The sequence below is a fragment of the Undibacterium sp. Di27W genome (genome assembly GCF_049340345.1).
Taxonomy (GTDB): domain Bacteria; phylum Pseudomonadota; class Gammaproteobacteria; order Burkholderiales; family Burkholderiaceae_D; genus Undibacterium.
Map to the genome: position 1 here is coordinate 93,563 of NZ_JBMPOS010000003.1, position 22,975 is coordinate 116,537.

23 protein-coding genes are annotated in these 22,975 nt (G+C 50.3%); 18 read left to right on the forward strand and 5 right to left on the reverse strand.

The window, feature by feature from the left end:
* Positions 1–24: 24 nt before the first annotated feature.
* Genes ACO0LF_RS08070 through ACO0LF_RS08080 form a run of 3 tightly spaced genes read right to left on the reverse strand, consistent with a single transcriptional unit; the run spans position 25 to position 2,036 of the window.
* Positions 25–897 (reverse strand): AraC family transcriptional regulator, encoded by an 873-nt coding sequence (locus ACO0LF_RS08070; protein ID WP_423013608.1) that lies wholly within the window; start codon positions 895–897, stop codon positions 25–27.
* Between the two features lie 30 nt (positions 898–927).
* The gene (locus ACO0LF_RS08075) at positions 928–1,386 is read right to left on the reverse strand and encodes a GyrI-like domain-containing protein (protein WP_423013609.1); all 459 of its coding nucleotides are present in this window, start codon (positions 1,384–1,386) and stop codon (positions 928–930) included.
* 38 nt (positions 1,387–1,424) lie between these two features.
* Positions 1,425–2,036, reverse strand: coding sequence for a GyrI-like domain-containing protein (locus ACO0LF_RS08080; RefSeq protein ID WP_423013610.1), 612 nt, complete (start codon positions 2,034–2,036; stop codon positions 1,425–1,427).
* A gap of 84 nt (positions 2,037–2,120) precedes the next feature.
* Here ACO0LF_RS08080 and ACO0LF_RS08085 point away from each other — a divergent pair, with 84 nt between their 5' ends.
* The 11 genes from ACO0LF_RS08085 to ACO0LF_RS08135 all read left to right on the forward strand — a co-directional run bounded on the left by ACO0LF_RS08085 (position 2,121) and on the right by ACO0LF_RS08135 (position 13,168).
* The gene (locus tag ACO0LF_RS08085; protein WP_423013611.1) at positions 2,121–2,666 is read left to right on the forward strand and encodes a GNAT family N-acetyltransferase; all 546 of its coding nucleotides are present in this window, start codon (positions 2,121–2,123) and stop codon (positions 2,664–2,666) included.
* Positions 2,667–2,905: 239 nt separating this feature from the next.
* Positions 2,906–3,637: a hypothetical protein gene (locus ACO0LF_RS08090; RefSeq protein WP_423013612.1), complete on the forward strand. Its 732-nt coding sequence runs from the start codon at positions 2,906–2,908 to the stop codon at positions 3,635–3,637.
* Positions 3,638–3,707: 70 nt separating this feature from the next.
* Positions 3,708–5,405 carry a phosphate ABC transporter substrate-binding/OmpA family protein gene (locus tag ACO0LF_RS08095; protein ID WP_423013613.1) on the forward strand — a complete coding sequence of 566 codons (1,698 nt, stop codon included), beginning with the start codon at positions 3,708–3,710 and terminating at the stop codon, positions 5,403–5,405.
* A 5-nt stretch (positions 5,406–5,410) separates the two neighbouring features.
* Positions 5,411–6,208 carry an ABC transporter permease gene (locus tag ACO0LF_RS08100; RefSeq protein ID WP_423013614.1) on the forward strand — a complete coding sequence of 266 codons (798 nt, stop codon included), beginning with the start codon at positions 5,411–5,413 and terminating at the stop codon, positions 6,206–6,208.
* Complete coding sequence (locus tag ACO0LF_RS08105) at positions 6,190–7,101, forward strand: ABC transporter ATP-binding protein (protein WP_423013615.1); 912 nt, start codon at positions 6,190–6,192, stop codon at positions 7,099–7,101. The genes ACO0LF_RS08100 and ACO0LF_RS08105 overlap by 19 nt, the downstream gene beginning before the upstream one ends.
* 48 nt (positions 7,102–7,149) lie before the next feature.
* Complete coding sequence (locus ACO0LF_RS08110; RefSeq protein WP_423013616.1) at positions 7,150–8,043, forward strand: hypothetical protein; 894 nt, start codon at positions 7,150–7,152, stop codon at positions 8,041–8,043.
* A gap of 17 nt (positions 8,044–8,060) precedes the next feature.
* The gene (locus tag ACO0LF_RS08115) at positions 8,061–8,918 is read left to right on the forward strand and encodes a hypothetical protein (protein WP_423013617.1); all 858 of its coding nucleotides are present in this window, start codon (positions 8,061–8,063) and stop codon (positions 8,916–8,918) included.
* 88 nt (positions 8,919–9,006) lie between these two features.
* Positions 9,007–9,723, forward strand: a complete 717-nt coding sequence (locus ACO0LF_RS08120) for a PspA/IM30 family protein (RefSeq protein WP_423013618.1) — start codon at positions 9,007–9,009, stop codon at positions 9,721–9,723.
* A gap of 74 nt (positions 9,724–9,797) precedes the next feature.
* On the forward strand, positions 9,798–11,627 hold the full coding sequence (locus ACO0LF_RS08125; RefSeq protein ID WP_423013619.1) for an ATP-binding protein: 1,830 nt from the start codon (positions 9,798–9,800) through the stop codon (positions 11,625–11,627).
* Between the two features lie 26 nt (positions 11,628–11,653).
* Positions 11,654–12,103: a TerB family tellurite resistance protein gene (locus ACO0LF_RS08130; protein WP_423013620.1), complete on the forward strand. Its 450-nt coding sequence runs from the start codon at positions 11,654–11,656 to the stop codon at positions 12,101–12,103.
* 99 nt (positions 12,104–12,202) lie between these two features.
* Positions 12,203–13,168, forward strand: coding sequence for an alpha/beta fold hydrolase (locus ACO0LF_RS08135; protein WP_423013621.1), 966 nt, complete (start codon positions 12,203–12,205; stop codon positions 13,166–13,168).
* A 59-nt stretch (positions 13,169–13,227) separates the two neighbouring features.
* On the opposite strand, the gene ACO0LF_RS08140 is transcribed toward ACO0LF_RS08135, so the two are convergent.
* The gene (locus ACO0LF_RS08140) at positions 13,228–13,359 is read right to left on the reverse strand and encodes a hypothetical protein (protein WP_423004966.1); all 132 of its coding nucleotides are present in this window, start codon (positions 13,357–13,359) and stop codon (positions 13,228–13,230) included.
* A gap of 411 nt (positions 13,360–13,770) precedes the next feature.
* A complete protein-coding gene (locus ACO0LF_RS08145) occupies positions 13,771–13,983 on the reverse strand; it encodes a cold-shock protein (RefSeq protein WP_110256361.1) in 213 nt (70 codons plus the stop codon).
* A gap of 457 nt (positions 13,984–14,440) precedes the next feature.
* Here ACO0LF_RS08145 and ACO0LF_RS08150 point away from each other — a divergent pair, with 457 nt between their 5' ends.
* The 7 genes from ACO0LF_RS08150 to ACO0LF_RS08180 all read left to right on the forward strand — a co-directional run bounded on the left by ACO0LF_RS08150 (position 14,441) and on the right by ACO0LF_RS08180 (position 22,833).
* Positions 14,441–15,526 (forward strand): STM4015 family protein, encoded by a 1,086-nt coding sequence (locus ACO0LF_RS08150; RefSeq protein WP_423013622.1) that lies wholly within the window; start codon positions 14,441–14,443, stop codon positions 15,524–15,526.
* Positions 15,527–15,532: 6 nt separating this feature from the next.
* Positions 15,533–16,642: an STM4014 family protein gene (locus ACO0LF_RS08155; RefSeq protein WP_423013623.1), complete on the forward strand. Its 1,110-nt coding sequence runs from the start codon at positions 15,533–15,535 to the stop codon at positions 16,640–16,642.
* Positions 16,635–17,300 carry an HAD family hydrolase gene (locus ACO0LF_RS08160; protein WP_423013624.1) on the forward strand — a complete coding sequence of 222 codons (666 nt, stop codon included), beginning with the start codon at positions 16,635–16,637 and terminating at the stop codon, positions 17,298–17,300. Before ACO0LF_RS08155 ends, ACO0LF_RS08160 begins: the two co-directional genes overlap by 8 nt.
* Positions 17,288–18,103 (forward strand): STM4013/SEN3800 family hydrolase, encoded by an 816-nt coding sequence (locus ACO0LF_RS08165; protein ID WP_423013625.1) that lies wholly within the window; start codon positions 17,288–17,290, stop codon positions 18,101–18,103. Before ACO0LF_RS08160 ends, ACO0LF_RS08165 begins: the two co-directional genes overlap by 13 nt.
* Positions 18,100–19,449, forward strand: coding sequence for an STM4012 family radical SAM protein (locus ACO0LF_RS08170; RefSeq protein WP_423013626.1), 1,350 nt, complete (start codon positions 18,100–18,102; stop codon positions 19,447–19,449). Before ACO0LF_RS08165 ends, ACO0LF_RS08170 begins: the two co-directional genes overlap by 4 nt.
* Positions 19,446–20,309, forward strand: a complete 864-nt coding sequence (locus ACO0LF_RS08175; protein WP_423013627.1) for an STM4011 family radical SAM protein — start codon at positions 19,446–19,448, stop codon at positions 20,307–20,309. The genes ACO0LF_RS08170 and ACO0LF_RS08175 overlap by 4 nt, the downstream gene beginning before the upstream one ends.
* Positions 20,310–20,433: 124 nt before the next feature.
* Positions 20,434–22,833, forward strand: coding sequence for a TonB-dependent receptor plug domain-containing protein (locus ACO0LF_RS08180; RefSeq protein ID WP_423013628.1), 2,400 nt, complete (start codon positions 20,434–20,436; stop codon positions 22,831–22,833).
* Positions 22,834–22,975: the final 142 nt, after the last annotated feature.

The following is a 22,975-nucleotide window of genomic DNA, read 5'->3' on the forward strand; positions in this document are numbered from 1 at the left end:
GACGGCTGTCAGGTTACAAAAAAACTAGCGCAGGGGCATGTAGATATTGCTTAATAAGTCTGCAGGTGCAGTATCGCGCGGGTTGTTCAAATATTCTTCAAACGGCGGCGCATCATCGATTTCTTGCCCTGATGCCGGTAGCCAGACACCAAAGAACCAGCGATACACTGGCTGCATGTCCGAGTAAGGGCCTTTGTAAGTCAGCACCGCATATTTGCCACCACGTAGCTCCGTCAAGGACAAGGGCGCTTGCAAGGCCTGCTCAGGCAGGGGCTGAGGTGCACTGATACAGGCTTTTGAGCGCAGCTTGTCTTCATCCACCGTCATGGCATCATCGTAGTAAATCCCTATCCAGCGAGTATCTTCCCTGAATAATTGCCGCGAGGCGGCACAGCCAACCAGAATATCAAAAGTCTTGCTGATACTCATATAACTGCCGGTATTGTCTATGCTCAGTAATTGCACCGGGTCTATGCTGGTGATGCTGACCGGGAAATGCAGGTCGGCGCTGAGTTCATCTGGCAGTGGGATTTGCTGGTGACTGCCTTCCTTGCGATAGCGCGCAGGTGGTTGTCCATACACAGAAGCAAAAATGCGGGTGAAAGATTGCAGGTTGGGGTAGCCAGAAAATTCTGCGATTTTATCTATCGTCATATCACTGCGTGCCAGCAGGGTCGCGGCTCTTTGCAGGCGCAGGCGCTTGACCGTCGCCACCACGCTTTCGCCGTGAATAGCGCGATAGATGCGGTGCCAGTGATAGGGCGACATGCAGGCGATGTCGGCCAGCTTGTTCAAATCCAGGTCTTCATCAAGATGCGTATGCAGGTAATTGGTGACACGCGAGAGGCGTCGTTCATAACTGATTTGCAGGGCTGGATTGCTAGACAATGCGGACATGCTGGCCTTGTAAAAAAATGTAGTTATCGCTTATTTTATACCTATGTAGATGGCAGCTTGTGCAGGTCCCTGATATTCTTCAAAATCAGTCAGGTAGCGACGCTCATGTTCGCCAGCATTGGCAAAATAAGACCAGACCTCGCCCCAGCCTTTGATGATGGCGGCAGGCATTTCACCTTCACAGTTAAACACCATATAGCGACCCGCAGCGATAGTGACATTGGCGAATTCTGCTGAGGCAGCCGTGACGGCGACACCGGCAGTCACATCAAACAAGCCACTCGCATCACTCTCATAATTGGAATACACACCATAGATTTTTCCATCACCGGTTTTTGCTGGCAAGGTCTCAGGCAAATTTTTGGCAAAGAATTGTACCCATAGAGGACCTATCTTGCCAGTGGCATTATCAGTTTCATCGGCATTGCGGGTACGTACTTGCAGGCCACTGATCTGGAAATTGCTGATGTTTACGAATTTTGTCTGCATGGTTTTTATCCTGTTCTAAAAAATAATGATGGGTTTTTTTACTTCTGCATGGGTTGACGTATGATGGTCTTCCAGTTTGCTGGTGCTGCCTTGCGTATATCACTCAGATAAATCTCATGGTGCCTGCCTGTCAGTTTGCCGTGCTTATCAATGTACTCATGCAGGCGGTCTATGGTAGGTCCTTCTTCACTAAAAGGGCCTTTGTGCAGGATTTGTGCACACAAGCCTTCTTTGAAACTTTCAAAACGCAATTGCTGTAAAGCTGCTAATGACTTTTTCTTTTCCGCTGCGGCAATGGCCTCTGTCAACATGTCTGCCGTGATAAAGTCAGGCTGCATGATCATCATGGTCCAGCACCATTCGTTTTTGCGGTCTGCGGTAAAAGCGGCCATGTCCTCAGCCCACCACAGGCCTTCCAGAGGCATGACTGCATAATCAATCGCTGCACTGCTTTTTTTGAGCATGAATTTCAGGGTGTAAGCTACTGTGAAAAGCGCTTCTACTGCTGCAGCATAATGGCTGGATGAATTCGGATCACCCTGGCCGTCTATCATGAGAAAATTAAATGCCGGGACATTCACCTCAGTCACGCTGGTAGCTGAGGCCTGATAGACTGATTTCAGTTGTTTCTTCAAATCCAGCTTTTCCATGATAAAGGTGCACTAGTCAGCGAGGTGCTCACCTTAACATGAGAGGATTTGACAAATCTTGCGGACTTAAGCCGGAAGGGTACTATGATGAACACAAACCTGACGATACGTTGCGCCACGGAGGCCGACATCGGCACCATGCAAGCACTGATCGCCCGCTCGGCGATACAGCTCAGTGCCAGCTTTTATACGCCGGAGCAGGCGCAGGCTTTGCTCACGCATGTGTTTGGTGTTGATACCCAGCTCATCCATGACCAGACTTATTTTGTGATTGAAGAGCAGGGCAAGATGCTGGCCTGCGGTGGCTGGAGCAAGCGCAAAACCCTGTTTGGTGGTGACCAGGCCAAGCAGGGCGTGGATAACTTGCTTGATCCAGCCACAGATGCAGCACGCATACGGGCATTTTTTGTAGAACCAAAGGCAGCGCGCCGTGGCCTGGGGCGACTTTTACTGGAACATTGCAGCGCCCAGGCCCAGGCAGCAGGATTCACGGTATTGGAACTGGCCGCCACCATGCCAGGCGAGCCGCTCTATCTGGCCTGCGGGTTTGCGGTATTTGAGCGCTTTGGTCTGGATTTACCTGGTGGCGTGTTTGCACCATTATGTCGCATGCGCAAGCAAATAGTTTGAGATACTTGCTATAAGGAAATGAAAGGGCGCGCAGGAAAAGTATATTATTGAATGCCTATTGATTTTTCCCGATACTCCCACACATGCGGGTTGACACGCACCATGGACCGACAATACTGTGTTCTCCCAGAGACAAAAACCGGGTTTTCAAGCACCGTACGCATGCAATCAAAGTGGCAATTTATGCCAGCCTGTTGTATCTTGTCGCACACATAGTCTTTTCTGAAGAGGTAAGTCGCGTGAAAGGTATCCTGAAGTTTCTTGCTGCTGCCAAGCTGGTCGAACTATCTGACGAAGAAAAAATGAAGCTGCACGGTGTGACACCGGCTGACGAACTCATTGCTACAGAAACTGCCAGCGAAGCGGCCCCCGAATTGAGCAGCTTAAATCCGCCACCCTTGCCAGGCAATACCAATTTCAACGCCTCTCTGCCGCCGTCCACAAGCTATGCGGTTGCCGATGTTACCAATGCTGCCGCTGGCAAATCTTTTGAAGAAATCTTCAAAAGCGCCCAGATACCAGATTCTTCTTTCCCGGCAGAACGCCTGCTCAGACTGCTGGACGGCTTGCGCACCATGGACGAAACCACCCGCAAAGCCGCAGTGCACGCCATGGATGCCGCTGACGATAACTGGACCATCGATGATTCCATCATCGACGCACAAAGAAAAATCGCCGCGCTGGAAGACTATCAAAAAGCACTGCAATCCCAGCTCACGGCCAACCAGCAGCAAGTGATTAGCGAAGTCGCTGATTTGAAACAGGCGGAAGAAAGAGCCGTCACGGAAATCCGCAAGCAGATCGCGGAAATGGAGCGCCTGCTGGCGCGCGAAATACAAAAAACAGCAGAACAGATCACCAATCTGGAAGGTGGGCAAAAAGCTGCCCAGGAAAACTGTGAGCGTGAAGTAAAGCGCTTGCAGACCGAAGTAGAAAGATTGCGCGAAATCCCTGCGCAATTTTCACACTGAGTTCGGAACAATCCAGACCGAATTTACACCGAACTCACACTGACTAACAACACATCATCAAGGAATGACCATGGCTACAGCTAGCCCTCTTGCTAAAGGACTTATTGCAGTGATTATCCTCGGAGCCGCGGGCTCTGCGGCCTGGAATCTGGCACTCAAGGACTGGTGGGCCAACCGGGCTGACGCAAAATCCGGTACGACAGTGGCAGCCAGTGCATCGGCAACGAGCAAAGCCAATGGTGTGAAGCCTTCTGGCAAACCTGCTCCTGCTGTAGTGTCGGGCACAGGGCCACTCGGTTCTGGCGGCAACCCCTTGAAAGTCAGCATAGTCAGCTTCCATGGTTATGCGCCTGCGCTGGTTGCCAATGGCAACAGCCTGACTACCCAGCCCAATTCTGTGTATGCAGCCAAGGGCGTGAATATGCAATTCGTCATCCAGGATGACATCCCGGCGCTGGCAACCGTGTTTGAATCGGGCGCGGCGCAATGTGCATGGCGTACTTCTGACTCATGGGCGCAGGAACAACCTAATCTGCGCAATGCCGGTCTGGATGCGCGTGCCGTGATGGTCGTCGATAATACCCAGGGTGCCGATGCTGTCATCGCCAAAGATGGTGGCATACGCACGATAGAAGACCTGGCAGGACACTCGGTCGCCGTACTGCAGTTTACCCCTTCGCATGGCATGCTGATCGATGCGATAGAAAATTCTTCGATGACGGCGCGCAAGAAAGAAAGCGTCAAATTCGTCTTCATCAATGCTGACGAAGGCACGGCGGGTGTACGCGCTGCACTGGAATCCGGCAACGTCGATGCGGCAGCTCTGTGGGACCCTGATCTGTCATTGGCCCTGCGTAATGTCAAAGGTGGCCATGTCGTGTATTCGACCAAGACTGCCACCAACCTGATTTTTGACATCATGGTGTGTGACAGCCGCGTACTGGCAAAAGAAGAAAACATTCCGGTTATCCAGAAATTTGTAGAAGGCTGGATGGAAGGCGTAACACAGGCAAGAGCAAAACCTGACAATGCCGTCGATGCCCTGGTCAATACCGAAGAATTCTTTAAACTGCTGGCCAAGCAGGAAGGCAAGCCTTTCATCAAATCCCTGTTCAGCAACCTGGTATGGACAGGTCTGGAAGACAATGCCCGTATCCTGGGTCTGGTGGGCGGTACAAATCACTATGACCGCGTATATCGCCGTTTTGATGGTATCTACCGTGCCGCAGGCGCATTGGCGAATCCAAAATCGCCGGTCGTCAATCCGCAAGAAAGCTTTGACTACCGTTTCATCAAGGCCATGCTGGCCAGGAATACGGCAGTGGAAACGGCTGCTGCCAAGCCACAATATCAATTTACTGAAACTGCACAAAAAGTGGCTACCCAACAGGCAGCCAGCGTCACCAAGCCAGTCACAGTCGGTTTTGCTACGGGCAGCGCTGAGTTGACCAAAAAAGCCCAGCGCGTCGTCGATACCGAGATGGTGCCTTTCATAGAAAACAATGGCAGCGCTTATTTTGAAGTCAGCGGCAATAGTGATGGCGTTGGTGCACGTGACTCCAACCTGCGTCTGTCGCAAGCCCGTGCTGCGGCGGTGGTGAAGTATCTGAATGAGCAATGGGAATTCCCTAAAGCACGTTTCAAAATCGTTGGTAATGGCCCGGATAAACCATTGTGTAATGAAGGCAATCCGGCAGCGGATGGCCTGGCACTGGAAGATTGCCGTGGTCTGAACCGTACAACCCGCATAGGCGTGTTTGCACGTTAAGCATCATGACGACATTCTGGAATCCCTACTCACCCATGTCGCCTGGCTTGCGACGCCAGTTGGGCATAGCATCCGTGGCCGCGGTACTGGTACTGTGGGCTGCGATTGCGGCATCCGGCATGGTCAGCCCCACCAGGTTGCCATCGCCCGGGGCAGTAGCGCAGGCCATGCTCTACCTGTCATGGAACGAGGGTAGCAGCATGTTGTTCAATGCCACACTGTGGTCGGCTGGCCGGGTATTGGCGGCTGGCCTGCTGGTCATCGCCATCGGCATACCGGTCGGTGTCATGATGGGCGCAGCACCGCGTTTGAATGCCTTGCTGTCGCCGCTGATCGATCCTTTCCGTTCGGCACCGGTAGTCGCCTTGCTGCCCATCCTTGTCATGTGGCTAGGCATAGGCGAGGTCATGAAAATCGCCTTCCTGTTCATCGGTGCGGTAGTGTATCTGGTGCCCATGGTGCGCGATGCCATACAGGCGGTGCCACAAAGCTATTACATCAGCGCCCGTGACCTCGGTGCCACACCGTGGGAATGCATACAAAAAGCCGTGTTGCCCATGGCCATGCCGCGTATTGCTGACGCTGTCGTCGTCAGTATCTCGGTCATGTGGACTTATATTACCGTCGCTGAGTACGTCAATGCCCGCGAAGGCCTGGGCCAGTTGATACAAAATGCACGCCGCTTTAGCGCCATGGATCAGGTGTTTGCTGGCATCATCGTCATCATTGCGCTGGCCCTGGTGACTTACCAGTCCATGCGCCTGTTGAAAAGAAAACTCTATCCATGGGAAACTTCGCAGTGAATATGGATATCAAGACGGATACCAAGACGGATACTATGGCAGACAGCAGCCCGACAAGCACAATGACGACCACCGACATCAGCCTGCAACTCAATGAAATCGTGCAGGAATATGCCAATGCAGATGGCCCGGTCACCCGCGTGATTGATGGTATCAGCCTGTCTTTCGACAAGCCCACCATCAATATGCTGCTGGGCCCATCAGGCTGTGGCAAAAGCACCTTATTGCACATGATGGGAGGCGTACGTCCTTTTGGCGTACAGTCACCGACATCTGGCTCCGTGCATATCAATGGCGAAGTCTGTGATGGCCCGCATGATGATGCTGTCATGGTGTTTCAGCGCTATGCCAACCGGCCCGACCTGACCGTTTATGAAAATGTCGCATTCCCGTTTCGCCTGGGTTTATGGAAGAAAAAATTCCCTGAAGCTGAATGGAAAAAACGGGTAGACGATATGCTCGAAGCAGTAGGGCTGACAGATAAAAAAAATCTGTCATCTGCGCAATTATCCGGCGGCCAAAACCAGCGCGTTGCTTTGGCACGGGCGCTGGTGTTGCGACCACGTATCCTGCTCATGGATGAACCTTTCGGTGCGCTGGATGCACAGACCCGCGAAGAAATGCAGCAACTACTGATTACCCTGCACAAAACCAGCCCCTGCCTGATCGTTTTCGTCACGCATGATGTGACTGAGGCTTTGCTGCTGGGTGACCGCGTCATCGTACTCTCTACTCAGCCAGCCAAGATCGCGGACGACTTTGAAATCACCGAGAGCCGCCCGCGTTCAACCATATGGCAGCGTTCTACCGAAGCAGTCACCATGCAGGAACGTGTATTGACACAGTTACACAAACTCAGTCCCGGACGCGGTACGCTCAGAGTCACTATTTGAAATAAAGAATTGAAATAAAGAATTGAAATAAAGAATTGAAATAAAAACGTGCAGATCAAACAAGTTTCATATGTGAAGGAAATGCTGTACAGCCAGGGCAATATGGTTGCCGTGCTGGGCACGCTCGCCGCCAGCGTCTTGATATCCATACCCTATGGCTTCAATGCCGCGCTGCTTCCCCTGATAGGCCTGGTGGCCGGGGAAACCATCGCCGCCATGTTTATCCCGTATTCAGAAAATTTTCGCGCTGCGGTCGACAAGAAATACAGGGAGCAGGAAAGAGCCGCTTCCAGACAGCACTTCCTGGATGAAATCCACAAACGCGAAGGCATCGCCTTCAAGGTATTTGGTTCCATGGATGCCTACCAGCGCATGTTGCAACATGTTGCCTCGCTTTACCAGTATGCCAGTGACAGCCGCACCAGCCTGTCCATGAACGATGTGGAAAAACTTGATGATGCCACCCTTGATTACCTGAGCATGTGGCTGGCCCTGACGGTGATAGAAGAGCGCGCCAATTCGGTCAATATGAAAGAAGTGGAAACACGCCTGGAACGCATCGATCAGGATTTACAGGATATCAAACCAGGCATGGACCAGTTGCAATTGCAAAAAGCGCGCAATGATTATCTTTCCCTCATCACGCGCCAGCGTCGAATGCTCAGTCGCAAGGCAGCAATAGAAGCCGCCATCATTTCCATGCCCGACCAGATGGATGAGATTTACCAAACCATCATGACTGCACCGACTTCATCCGATGTTGATTCCAAACTGGCAGAATCGATCGCCAAGCTGGGGCTGGAAGAAGATCTGGAAGCCGAACTCGAAGGTGCTTTGCGCGATACCATGCCTGTCATCTCGCAAGAGCTGGAAAACCGCAAGCAAAGTCGCATTGCAGCCGGAGTAAAAGTACAGCCACAGGCACAAAAAAATACGCAGTAAATACCGAAAGGCATTTTATGGAATACAGCATCATCACCGAGCAAGACTTGCAGGAACTGGCAGATTTCGAGCTGGCACAGGCTAGGGTAAAAAATGCGCTGAATCTCGCTGGCGCGGAAGGTGCGGTAGGTTTGCTGCGCTTCTTTGCCCGTTACACCAGCTGGAATGGCTTTTTCGGTTCTGGCGTAGCTTCACTATCCGGCAAGATAGGCCGTTCGCGCACCATGTTTGTTGACCAGACCGTGGCTGAACGTTTGCTCAATGACCGCAGTGTTTTTATAGCGAGTTTTTTCTTTGATGCTGCGCGTGATGAATTCGATGACCGCGATACAGAATACCGCGATACCCATCGCTGTCTGGCGCAGGCAACCCTGGCTGGCTTATTGCGTTACGCACGTCAGCAGGGTTATGCAGCCTCCACTGCAGAACTGAATAAAATGCTCAATGAACCCGCCTGGCTGAAAACCCTGAATGCCAAGGTGGCGCAGGGTTATGGCAATGGCAGTGAAGACAACAGGGATGCCATCATGACAGCGATAGGCTATCATCTGGGCTCAGAAATCCTGGCTGACCGCGAGTTCTCGATGATAGATGAATACCTGCGCAAAGAACAAAAAGAAGTTACCCGTTTCCTGAAAAAGGCCAAGCAGGAAATCGCTGGTCAAAGCCATCCATGTTATCAATGGTTGCAGATACATAGCGGCCATGGCGGCGCAGCCGAGGCTGACCATTTTGCATGGGCCACCAAAGGTGCCGAACTGGCGTTTACCTATAGTCCCAAAAAAGAGCATGCAGCCATGCGTGCCAGCCTTGATCATGGCTTCCAGACTTTTGCCAAGCATCACAAAACTTTCTTCGAAGCGATAGTTCGATAACACGATCAACTCATGATCAACTCATGATCAATTTATAGTCAATTCACGCTCAGTTCACACTTAGTTATTTACCTAAAAGAGGATCAATATGTCTGACAGCAATTTCATCGCCCGCTTATCCAATCTTTGGTCAGGCTTCGTCTCATTGTGGATTACCGATGTGGAAAAACGCCACCCGGAAATCGCCTACCAGAATTCCATCGATTCCATGATCAGCAAGTACACCAAGCTCAAGTCTGCCACTGCCGCCATCATCCGCCGCCGTCAGGACGTGGAAGCGCGCCTTAAGTCTGAACAGGCTGAGCTGGCATCCATTACTGCTGATTTGGAAGGTGCCATCGCCACCAACCAGGATGATCTGGCAGTCGTGCTGATACAAAAGAAAAATGCCCTGGATGCCAGCGTTGCAGCCCTGCAGGATGATATGAAAGTCGCCCAGACCGATGCCGACGATGCCAAGGATTCGCTGCTGCAAGTCAAAGGCGAGATCGACAAACTCAAGGCAGAAAAAGACCGCATGCTGGCACAAATGCACAGCGCACAAGCACGGGTATCGATACAGAACCAGCTCGAAGGCTTGTCTGTCGATGCCGAAGTCAAGGCGCTCAGCAATGTACGCGACCATATCAAAAACACCGTGGCCGAGGCCAACCTGGGTCAGGAATTGCGCAGCTCTGATCTCGACGTGCGTCTGGCAAAACTGCGCCAGAGCAGTGGCGCAGTGACAGCCAAACAGCAACTGGAAGACATGAAAAAAGCCAGAGCTGGCCAGGCCGAAGCTAACAGCGGTGGCAAGACCATGTAATTGGTTTTGGCAAGGTGTGTCAACATCCCTTGTTACCAGTGAATAATTACAGCAAAGAGACAGAGCAAACATCCATGAGCGAAACTGGCACTAGCAAGCGCACGCTGCCCGTCTGGGCAGAACAGCTGAGACAGAAATATCTGGCGGGCGAAGCTTCTGTCTTCGTCTTGTATGGCAATGTATTTGACCGCTACCTGGTCGATGGCGTCGCCCACGGCATGTCTGAATTTTTGTCCCAGGTGCTGTTGAAGGAAAACAAAAACCGCATCATGGAAATCAGCCTTGACCGCGGTGTACGTTTCCTGCAAGGCGCAACGACAGAAGAGAAAGAAGTCTTGTACGGCTACCTGGCTGACAAGGGTTTGCCGGGCATCTTTGAATCGGTAGAACGCCGCATGCGTGAACATGCGTCGAATGCCGTGATCTTTCCTTATGCGGGCACGATCTTCCCGAATGGCGATCCGCAAATGATGTCGCTGGAAGACCGCATTGCCTTCACTACCCTGCATCGCTGGTCACTCGATGATGCACTGGCGCAAAAGGACAATGTCGTCATCCTGCTGTGTGAGTCTGTGGCCGAGATCAATCAAGCCATCATGTCCAATCCCAAGGTGGCAGCAGTAGAAGTGCCTATCCCGCAAGAAGCTGAACGTGAAATGGCGGTCAGGCATTACGCCCCCAAGATGGAAGAGCAGCAAGTTAAATTGCTGGCCAAGCAAACTGCGGGCCTGCGCGTGATACAACTGAGCAGCATCGTTGCGGCAGAAGGCCCACAAGGCTTGCGCGAAGCAGAACGCACCAAGCTCATCGCCAGCCTCTTGCAAGGCCAGGCCAATGCAGAAGAGCGGGCAGTAAAACTATCGGCCATCACTGCTGGCATGACACCGGAAGAAATCGCCCACCTGATAGACCCGGGTAAGACTTTGTCTAAGGGCGTGGATATTGATCCTTACTCCGAAATGATGGAAATAGTACGCAAGCGCAAGCGTGAGCTGATAGAAAAAGAATGCGCTGGCCTCATCGAATTCATCGAACCCAAGCATGACCTCAGCGCCGTCGGTGGCAATGAAAACATCAAGACAGAATTGATGGAAATTGCCAAGGCCATTAAGTCCGGCGACAAGGCACGTTCACCCATGGGTTTGCTGGCAGTGGGCGCGATGGGCGCAGGCAAGACTTTTGTCATCAAGGCTTTCTTGAAAGAGGCGGGTTTGTCAGGCGTGAGCCTGAAAAACTTTCGCTCGAAATGGGTGGGTTCTACCGAGGCCAATCTTGAGCGTGTCTTGAACGCAGTCAAGGCCATGGGCCCTATCGCCGTGGTCATTGATGAAGGTGACCGCAGCTTTGGCAAACAGGGCGACGATTCTGACGGCGGCACCAGTTCACGTGTGATTGCCCGCCTCAAAGAATTCATGTCCGATACCGAGAACCGCGGCAAGGTCTTGTTCATCCTCATGACCAACCGCCCCGACAAGCTCGATACTGATATCAAACGCCCCGGCCGTCTCGACAGGAAAATCCCTTTCTTCTATGCCGATACTGCCACTGAACGCGCCGACATCGTCAAGGCCATACTGAGTCGTTATGACGTTAAATGTTCGATAGACTGGGCCAATACCTTGCCGGTGTTTGATGTCTTGCGCGGTTATTCAAATGCCGACCTGGAAGCAGTAGCTCTGCTGGCGCTGGAGTTTGCCAAGCGCGGCGATGGTGAAATTACTTCGGCGATTTTTGAGATGGCCGTGGCCGATTTCATGCCGCCACAAGAAACACAAATGATTGCCTTCATGGAAATGCTGGCCGTGTTTGAAACTTCACGCCGCTCCATGTTGCCGGACCGCTTCAAGAATATGACACCGCAAGAAGTGCAGCAGCAATTGCAAGTCTTGCGCAATGCGATTTAAATTTTATCTATATCCAGGAGAAAATCATGTTTCCATTTTTCGCACCGCAATCCCTGAGTGATAGTTCCATTATCGCCGCCAGCAAAATCATGTTGCAGGTAGCAAAAACCGATGGCATACATCCTGCAGAAGTTACCTTGATCAAAAGCTTTTATGAAGGCAGTATCAGCACGGCTAGCCATCCTTCCTTCGATGAATTGCTGGCTGCTGCTGACACCTACGCACTATCTGCAAACGATTTCGCGAACGAGCAGGAGCGTGAAATGGTCGTGGCATTGAGCGTCATGACCGGCTTTGCCGATGGCACCTTCAGCGATGCAGAAACCCAGGCCGTGCGCGATATCGCCGCCGCTTTGAATTTGGCATCCACACGTTTTGATGAAATCAATGAAGCCATCAAAGATCACATGCTGGCGCAAATCTCGCATTTGCCGGATGCGGGATCAGTTGCTGTGGTGGCAAAAGAGCTGGGTTAATCCATATTGGACTTAGTTGATTGATGTTGGTGGGCCCTGATATTCCAGCTTGCATGCCCTGACTGAATATCTTGCGGCCCCCGCTCATAAGGGGAAGGCATGCAAAATCGTTCGCATCCAGGGAAGCGACTATTTGTATTATTGGCGGGCCTCTGCCTGGCCATAGTTTGTGTGGCAGGCCTGGCCCTGGCGGTATTCTGGGCCCCCGATAAGTCAGTGGAAGAGTTAACCGCTCTTTGGGCGCCTGCACCTTCACAGTTCATCACAGTGAATGGTATATCCGTGCATGTACGCGATGAGGGTTTGCGCGATGATCCTGCTCCCATCGTCCTGATACATGGCACATCTGCCAGCCTGCATACCTGGGAAGCCTGGGTAGCAGCACTGAAAGGACAGCACCGCGTCATCAGCATGGATATCCCGGCATTTGGCTTGACTGGCCCCAGGCCGGATGCGGATTACCATAGCCCTGCCTATGCCAGGTTCATGCTCGATTTGCTCGATACCATGAAAGTCGGGCATTTCATCATAGGCGGCAATTCCCTGGGTGGTGAAGTGGCCTGGCAAGTGGCAGTAGCTGCGCCACAAAGAGTGGAGCGATTGATACTGGTGGATGCTGGTGGCTATGCCTTCAAACCTGTTTCCATGCCCCTGGGTTTTCGTCTTGCCCGCATGCAGCAATTGTCATGGATCACTGAACATACCCTGCCACATCATATGATGGAAGCCAGCGTCAGGAATGTCTATGGCGATCCTGAAAAAGTCACACCTGCACTGGTGGAAAGATATACCGCCATGACCCTGCGTGCCGGTAATCGCCATGCGCTGGGCCAGCGTTTCCAGCAAACTGATCCAGGTGCCCAGGCCGCCAGCATCAAAAGCATACGCATCCCCACACTCATCATCTGGGGTGGGCAAGACCGGTTGATACCACCAGAAAATGCCAAAAGATTTAATGAAGATATAGCAGGCAGCAAGCTGGTGATGTTCGATAAGCTGGGCCATGTGCCGCATGAAGAAGATCCGGCAGCAACGGTGGCAGCGGTGAAAGAATTTTTGAAATAACTGCTGGACGTAAATGTTGTACGTAAACGCAAAAAGCCCACCAGGGGTGGGCATTCCATTCATTCGGGCAAACTATCAACAACCCATGCTATCTGCATGGTGGCACTGACTGGTGCATTACCCGTGCTATCTGCGCGGTGTAATGTGGTGGTGTTTGCCTGCACCTGCTGGTCCGCTATAGTTCGGTCCATGACAGGGTGTACCACGAATGAGATCCTTCAACACTTCACTACACCATTTCCCGGTTCGCATATATATACACATATACATGCAAAAACCAGCCGGTGAGAATGAAGGCGCTTTGGAGTAGGCTGAGCTTACTCTGCGGTCTTGTTCACAGGATGCACTATGCATCCTTTAACGACAATACCATTTTCTCTCAATCCATGCTATCTGCGTGGTATCAAGAGCCGGTAAGTATCATTCTGCGCATCAGCATTTTGTACAAGACGAAAACACTGACAGATGAAGGGGTGTCGCCATGCGCCCGACTAATCCCCAGCAACCCATGCTATCTGCATGGTGTCACTGGCCGGTATTACTGAATTAGTCAAAGAGCGCTACGACTGGGTAAAATGAATTTACCCTGCAAGGAGACTTTATTAAGACAGAATCTGGATGTTGCTGGCTTTGTCGCCTTTAGGACCGGCTGTGCGCTCGAAAGACACACGCTGGTTTTCGCTCAGGCTTTTGAAACCGCTGGACTGTATGTCCTGGAAGTGGGCGAACAAATCTGCACCACCTGCATCAGGAGCGATAAAGCCGAAGCCCTTAGCATCGTTGAACCATTTAACTATACCTGTTTGAGTACTCATGTTTTTTTCCTTTTGATAAAACCATGGGCAAAATCGCCCAAAATGGACTTGTAAGCAAGTGATAAAACCAGTGGAAAAAAGACAGAACAGCCAGAGAGATAAAGCTATGCGGAATTGGGACCAACAAATTAAGGACTTGATGCAAGTACAGGACGGAATATACACGTTTACTTTGTAAGTGCCTAATTCTTTTTAAAAATATTTTGAGACGCTATTCATGCGGGTGTTTGACTGGCATTTAATTACTATGGCTTTTTCAATGTCGAAAAGACCGCGCTTGCAAAGCATTGTGTCTGGCAAATTGCATCATCCCTCATAGGAAAACAAATAGTAAAACTGCCCGATGTAACAATTGATTTTCTTGCTTGACAAGGCGCAGGGTGAAACCGATTATCTAGTGTGAAAGACAAGATATTTTGCAGTTCTACATCAACCGCATACATGAAGGTAGCAGGCAATGAAACATTATTTTGAATACCAGGATTCCAAGTCTTATAAATTTTGGCAGGTAGAAATTGAAGCGAATACGCTGAATGTGAAGTACGGCAAGATAGGCACTGCAGGGCAAGAAAAAATCAGCAGCTTTGATACGCCAGAAAAAGCGCAAAAAGAAATGGAAAAGCTGATCAGTGAAAAGACCAAGAAAGGCTATGTAGAAAAAGCCGACGCCAGCGCGAAGAAAACAGCGCGCCGTATAGGCGTCAGTTACGATGAGGCAGAAGAGGGTAAGACTTTGCTGGAAAAAGTCACGGCTTTCCTGGAAACCACACAGGCAACTGAAGTGGAATCACTGGTGATTGCCGCCTGGGAAGAAGCATATGACAACGGCCCGCAAGCATCTCTTGACCTGATTATCGCCAATCCAGGCAAGTTGCCACAATTGAAAGAATTGTTTGTTGGTGACATGGATTCAGAAGAATGCGAAATCTCCTGGATCACCCAGGCAGATTACACCCAACTGTTTGCCGCCTTCCCTGCTCTGGAACGTCTGCATATTAAAGGTTCCAAAGACCTGATCTTGTCTTCCCTGCCATTAAAGCATGAGCACCTCAAAGCACTGACCATAGAATGTGGTGGCTTGCCTAAAGCAGCCATAGAAAAAATTGCGACTGCCCATTTACCCAATCTCGACTATCTGCAACTGTATATTGGTGTCGATGAATATGGTTTTGATGGCACGCTTGATGATCTGCGCCCTTTCATGCAAAAGGGGCTGTTCCCCAAATTGAAGTATCTGGGCCTGGTCGATAGTGAAATCGCCAATGAAATCGCAATTGAAATTGCCCAGGCATCCGTGCTGGAACAACTGGACACCCTGGACTTGTCCCTGGGTACACTCACCGATGCAGGCGGTCGTGCCTTACTTGATAGCAGCAAGATAGCAGGCTTGAAAAAGCTGGACTTGCATTATCACTATTTGTCGAATGAGATGATCAAGGAATTCAAAAAACTCTCTATCCTGGTCGACGTCACGGACCAGCAAGAAGCTGAAGACGAGGATGAAGATGGAGAGGGCTGGCGTTATCCGGCGGTGACAGAATAAAGACAGATGCAAAAGAAATCTCGCTTTGTACTGATAGGCAATCCTGAAAACCGACGCGTACATTTTTTTCAGGAAGCATTGCAGCAAGCAGGGCAGGATGCTGCCCTGGTCATTCCTTACCTGAGTATCTTGCATGGTGAGTGCGTGCTTGGTGAAAAAATAAGAGATGGCGATATTGTCAGGGTGGAGTCGCCTGGTGAAAACTTTGCCGTGGAAAAAAAGATACTCGCCCTGGCCGGACTGGAAAATGCTGAGCAACTGGCAGATGAACGCGGCAGAATTTATCACCCGCGACTATGGTTCCAGGGCTTTTCCAGATTGATGGCCTCGATAAGACAGCAGGCGGGAAATGTGAGCTGGTTCAATCATCCTGACGATATTGTCAGCATGTTCAACAAGCCTTTGTGCAAACAAATGCTGCAGGCCTATACGCTACCCAGCTTGCCCATTTTTTCTTGTTATGAGGAGTTTTTTGCGTATGCAGAAAAGCAGGCCTATAGTCGCTTCTTCATCAAATTGAATTCGAGTTCATCTGCATCAGGCATCGTTGCCTATGAATACAATAAAAGTAATGGCAAACAACAGGCTTATTCTACGGTAGAGCTAGTGCATGGCACAGATGGTGAGCGTTATTACAATTCACTGAAAATCAAAAAATATAGCGAGCCTGAGACAATACGAAATATCCTGGATTTTTTATTTGCCCAGGGTGCCATGGCAGAAAGCTGGATACCCAAGGCCAGGCATGAAGACAGCTCTTATGATTTGCGGGTGGTCGGTATCGCTGGCCAGCGCAGACACGCCATCGCCAGACTTAGCCGCGGTCCCATGACCAATCTGCACCTGGGTAACCAGCGCTGTGCTGTTGATGAGCTGGAATTGTCCTCATCGACCTGGCAAGAGATTAATACTCTGGTAGCAAAAACCATGCAGGCTTTTCCTCGTTCCCTGTATGCCGGGCTGGATATCCTCATGCCCAGGAATGGTAAGTCACCCGTGCTGCTGGAAGCCAATGCCTTTGGCGATTTGCTGCCTAACTTGCTGCACAATGGCGAGAATACCTATCTCGCAGAAATCAATGCAGTCCTGGAAAGACAGAGGCAGGCTCATGTTTAATACCAGGAAAGCCAGCCTGCTTTTTGATATAGACAATACCCTGGTCAACAGGGATGCTGCTTTCCATGCTTACTTAAGAAATTTCATCAGCAGGAATCAGACAGCATTTTCTGGTGAAGATATGTCTGTCGTTCATGAAGAGATAATGGCGCGGGACTGCCATGGCAGAAAAGATCGCGAGCTCTTTTGCCATGAATTATTGCAACGTTACCCTGATCTTCCTTACACCGCAGAGAGCTTGTGGCAAGATCATAGCTCATTGCCAGAATTCGTGAAGCCAGATCAGGTAATCAATCAGATGCTGCAGCGTTTATCTGCGGATTATCAACTCATGATTATTTCCAATGGCTCGGCAAATATGCAGCGTCGTAAATTGCAGCGTGCAGGGCTGACGAACTATTTTGAACATATCTTTATTTCTGCTGAAGTCGGTTATGCCAAACCTGATCATCGTTTGTTTTCGCATGCCTTAAGCCATAGTCAGCATGACAGTGTGGTCATGATAGGTGACGACTACATCAATGATATACAGCCAGCCATGGCCATGAAATTAACTACGGTCTTCATCAATCCTGCAAATGAAAACTTCACTATCAGGCCAGACCATGACTTATCCAGTATCAATGATCTTGAGGAGGTTCTGGCATGCATGATATGAATCAGATCGTTGGCAAGAGCAATATCCTCTTCATTACTCTTGATACCCTGCGCTATGACGTGGCGCAACAAGAGTTGGCAGCTGGAGGCACGCCTTTTCTTGCCAGCCTATTGCTGTCCGGCTGGGAAGAGCGTCATGCACCCGGTTCTTTTACCTATGCATCACACTGCGCTTTCTTTGCTGGTTTTTTGCCTACGCCAGCCAGGCCTGGTGTGCATGAACGTCTATTTTCATTGAAGTTTGCGGGCAGTGAAACCACGGGTACATCCAGCTATTGCTTTGATACACCGGATATCGTCAGTGGTTTTTCTGACATAGGCTACCGCACTATCTGTATAGGCGGGGTCGGTTTTTTTAAAAAACAAAACCCTCTGTCCTGTGTCTTGCCCAATCTGTTCCAGGAAAGTTACTGGCAGCCAGAGTTTGGCGTGACCGATCCTGAATCGACCCGGCATCAGGTCGAATTTGCCATCAAGCTGTTGCAAGAAAAACCGGATCAACAAGTTTTTTTATTTATGAATTTATCTGCACTACATCAACCCAATTGTCATTACCTGCCTGGTGTCGATGGCACCGCTGGCGATAGCCTGGACAGCCATGCTGCGGCCTTGCGTTATATAGATAGCCAGTTGCCACCCTTGTTTCAAACTCTCAATCAAATGGGCGACACCTTCGTGATTATCAGTTCTGATCATGGTACGACCTATGGCGAAGACGGTTATACTGGCCACCGCCTGGGGCATGAAAAGGTCTGGACTATTCCCTATGCTGATTTTCATATGACGCGTGGGAGCCTGGCATGACAGAGATCGCTGACGCATTCCGCCGCTATCTGGAAGAGACCAATCGTTTTCAAAGCTATCTGTATTCTTACCCGCACAAAACTGCGTACAGGGCTTTTGCAGAAAAGCTGGATTTAAAAGAACTCTGGGCAACAGAGAAAAAGCATGCGCTGTATCTCTACACGCACATACCTTTTTGCCGCATGAAATGCGCATTCTGTAATTTGTTTACTGTCTCGCATCCCAGGGAAGACCTGGTCAATCTGTATCTGAAAAAGATACAGCTGGAGGCTGAAGTCGTCAGGGATAGCCTGGGTGATTTCAACTTTGCCGGTTATGCCATAGGTGGTGGTACGCCCAGCCATCTGGATATCAAGCAATTGGAACAATTATTCTCTGTCTACACCAATACGCTGGGTGTCGATTTACAAAACACGCCAGGTTCCTTCGAGATTTCACCTGACACCATCAATGATGGAAAGCTGAGCTTCTTGTCACAACACGGTGTGCAAAGACTTAGTATAGGCATACAAAGTTTCATCGAATCTGAAGCACGCTCGGTAGGCCGTGTGCAGCCAGAAACCATGATGGAACCTTTGCTCGAGAAAATAAGCAGCTATCAATTCCCGATCTTTAATCTGGATCTGATTTATGGTATTCCAGGACAAACACCGGAAACCTGGCTGGCCTCTCTACAAAAAGCGGTGCAATTCCAACCGACAGAGATTTTCCTCTACCCGCTATATGTACGCCCACTGACTTCGCTCTTCAAGAAACATGGCAGCATACAAATCGCCCAGCATGAAGATATACGCACTAGCTTGTATCGTATAGGGCGGGACTTCTTGCAAAGTCAGGGTTATGTGCAAGACTCCATGCGCTTGTTCCGCAAGCCAGTTGTTGGCCTGAGTGAAAGCTCAGAATATTCATGCCAGGAAGATGGCATGATAGGTCTGGGAACGAATGCGAGGTCTTACACCACCGATGTGCATTATTCGACAGAATATGCAGTGTCTAAAGCCAATGTGGCAGCGATCATCGATGACTATGTGGCTAAAGAGCGTGGTGATTTCATGATGGCCAGTTATGGCATACGCCTGTCGGAAGATGACAGGAAACGGCGTTACCTCATCAAGTCTTTGCTGAAAGCGCAAGGTCTGGATGCTGCGCATTATCAAAGCATTTATGGCACGGATGTGTATGCTGATTTTCCTGAACTGCAAATCCTGCTGGAAATGAATCTGGCGCAAGAGAGTGGCGGGCGCATGCAGCTGCAAGGTGAAGGCATGGCTTATTCTGATCTCATCGGCCACTGGTTTATTTCACCGGCTGTCAAACAAAAGATGCAGGAGTATGTCAACAAATGAGCCTGAAAGTCATTTATCGTGGCCACCTGACAGATTGCAATTACAGTTGCGAATACTGCCCCTTTGCCAAGGAAAAAAACAGCCGTGAATTGCAGGCACTGGATAAAAAAGACCTGGACAGGTTCGTAGACTGGGTAGAAAAAAACAGCAGTGCAGCTCAACCCATGGAAGTCTTTATTACGCCCTATGGTGAAGCCCTGGTGCGTAAATGGTATCAGGAAGCGGTGATACGTTTGTCGCATCTGCCTCACGTCAGCAAAGTGGCGGCACAAACCAATCTGGCCTGGAATACGCAATGGCTGTCTCGCTGCAATTCCCAGACCACGGCTTTGTGGACGACTTATCATCCCGACTTTGTGACAGAAGAAAAGTTTGTCGGCAAATGCCAGGAGCTGGCTGCCTTGCAGGTACGCCATAGCGTAGGCGTAGTCGGACTGAAACAGCATTTTCCACAAATCGCCGCATTGCGCCAGCGCCTGCCGCAGGATGTGTATATGTGGATCAATGCGTATAAGCGAGAAGTGGATTATTACTCGGAAGAAGAAATCGCTTTCCTGGAAGACATCGATTATTTGTTCAGGTTAAACCTGCCCTGGTATGAAAGCATGGGCAAAGACTGCAAGGCAGGTCATGAAGTGGTCTCCATAGAAGGCAATGGCGACCTGTTCCGCTGCCATTTCATCAAAACCCGTAAAGGTAATATCTTTACCGACCCACTGGCCAGCATGCTCAGGAAAGAAGTGTGCAACAAAGCGACTTGCCACTGCCATATAGGTTACATTCATCTGGATGCCATGAAATCGCATGAAGTGTATGGCAGTGGTTTGCTGGAAAGGATACCTGTGCGTTTTGCAGGATGAGTGGCGCAGATGTCCCTTATATGATTTTTTCATGTTTTAAGCTGAAAACAATCGTTTGTCGTCTATGCGCAAAGAAGTAATATCGGTTTAACCTGAAATTCATTAGCATAGAAAGAGATTCCGCATGAGCATCGCAACGCATTCCACAACATCGTTATTTTTGCCAAAAAGGCGTAATGCCTTGCTGGTGGCAGCCTTGCTGTCTGCCTTATCTACCCTGTCTGCACAGGCACAGGAAATTATCCCGCCACAGTCTGATACCGTGATCGTGACGGGTACGCGCAGCATCAAGCGCACCGTGTCTGATTCTGAAGCACCGGTTGATATTCTGACTTCCAAAGACCTGCAATCGACGGGCTCTGGTGAACTGGCAGCGGTCTTGAGCCGTTTGCTGCCATCTTTGAACTTCCCGCGTCCAGCCGTGGCAGATGGCACATCAGCCAGCCGCCCGGCACAATTGCGTGGCCTCTCACCTGACCAGACCCTGGTGCTGGTTAATGGCAAGCGCTGGCATACCTCGGCTGTGGTGAATGTGAATGGCACGGCAGGGCGTGGTTCTTCACCGGCTGACTTGAATACCATACCCATTAGTTCCATAGAAAAAATAGAAGTCTTGCGTGATGGCGCAGCAGCGCAATATGGTTCAGATGCGATAGCTGGTGTTATCAACATCATCCTCAAAAAAGGTGCTGATGGCGGTGAAGTGCAAGCTGGTACAGGTCAATACAGTAAACGTGATGGTACTCAGGCCAGCCTGAGCGCCAACTTTGGCACGAGCTTGGGTGACAAGGGCTGGGCGCGCTTTACCGCAGAGCAGCGCAACCAGAATGAAACCAATCGTGCCGGTGCCGATTTCCGTAATCCTGCAGAACCTCTGTACGGTAAAGTCAATCAGGTGCAGGGAGATCCCAAGCTGCAACAGACTAATCTGGGTGTGAATGCCGCGCTGGCGCTGACCACAGACATAGAGCTGTATGGCTTTGCCAATTACAGCCGCCGCAATACTGATGCTGCTGCAACCTGGCGTACTGCCTACACCACAGGCACGACTTTACGCACACCGCTGTATCCAAATGGTTTCTTGCCCAATGAAGCGGCAGTGAATACGGATGTGTCGGTAGTCGGCGGCGTCAAAGGCCGCACCGATGGCTGGCGCTGGGATGCCAGCCTCAATTATGGTTCCAGTGAATTCAGCCTGGATGTGACCAATACCGTCAATCTCAGTCTGGGTGCCACCAGCCCGACCAGGTTTTATGCAGGCAAGCTGAAAAACACCCAGACCCTGGCAAATTTTGATGCAGCCAGGGAGATAGAATTTGCCGGTTTGGCTAATCCATTGACACTGGCGCTAGGTGCAGAATACCGCCGTGATCAATACGAGATCGGTGCGGGTGAAGCGAATTCTTATTTTGGTAGCGGTGCCCAGGGCTTCTCTGGTTTCCAGCCCAGCAATGCAGGTAGTTTCAGCCGTCATAGCGCATCTATCTATGCCAATATAGAAGCTGAACTGACCAAGCAACTCAGTGCTTCGCTGGCCTTGCGTCATGAGAACTATAGCGACTTTGGCAGTGTCACTTCCGGCAAATTGTCTGGCCGTTTTGAATTCACTAAAGAATTTGCCTTGCGCGCTGCTGCATCGAATGGTTTCCGCGCACCTTCACTTGCGCAACAGAATTACACCATCTCCACGACAAATCTGCTGACCATCAATGGCACATCGCAACTGGTGGATACGGGTACATTTGGTGTTGCCACGGCGGCTGCCAAAGCCCTGGGGGCAGTACCACTGCAAGCAGAAAAATCGCGTAACTACAGCCTGGGTGCAGTACTGCAGCCGAGCAAGAATGCCACCCTGAGTATAGATGCCTATCAAATCGATATTGATAATCGCATCCTGTATTCTGGCAATCTGGTCTTGCCTACTGCACTGCAAAGTGTGCTGGCCAAGCAAGGCGTCCTGGTCGGTGCGGCACGCTATTTCACCAATGCGCTGGATACCAAGACCCGCGGCGTAGACGTGGTTGGCTCTTATCAAATCCCCCTGTCGTCTACTGACAAACTGGGCTTTACCCTGGCCTATAATCACAATGATACGACGGTAAAAAATGTCGCCGCCAATCCGGCAATTCTGACGCAAAACAATCTCTTGCTGATAGACAGGCAAACCATCAACCGCGCCACAGAGGCAACACCCAAAGACAAATTCAGCATCGCGGCTGACTATGCCTACAGTAACTGGAATATCCATGGCCTGGCGACACGCTATGGCAGCTTTGTCTCACCGCAAAATAATGTCACCCTGGATCAGACTTATAGCGCCAATGTGGTACTGGACCTGGCAGCCAGCGTCAAACTCGGTAAATGGACCATCAGTGCCGGTGTCGATAATCTGACTGACAAATACCCGGATCAGGTGACTACAGCAGGTAATTTGAATTCTGGCGGAACTCTGCCTTACAGCACGTTTTCACCTTATGGCTTCAATGGCCGTTACTACTATGCGAAAGCTGCTTACGCCTGGTAAGCATATGATTTGAACTTGTATTTTTTGTTAAGGGCTGCTTTTGCAGCCCTTTTTTTGTGTCTGGTTTTGATATTATTAACCTAAAAGCGATATTTATTTATCGATAAACAGTAAATAAATATTGTATTTCGATGTAAATGCT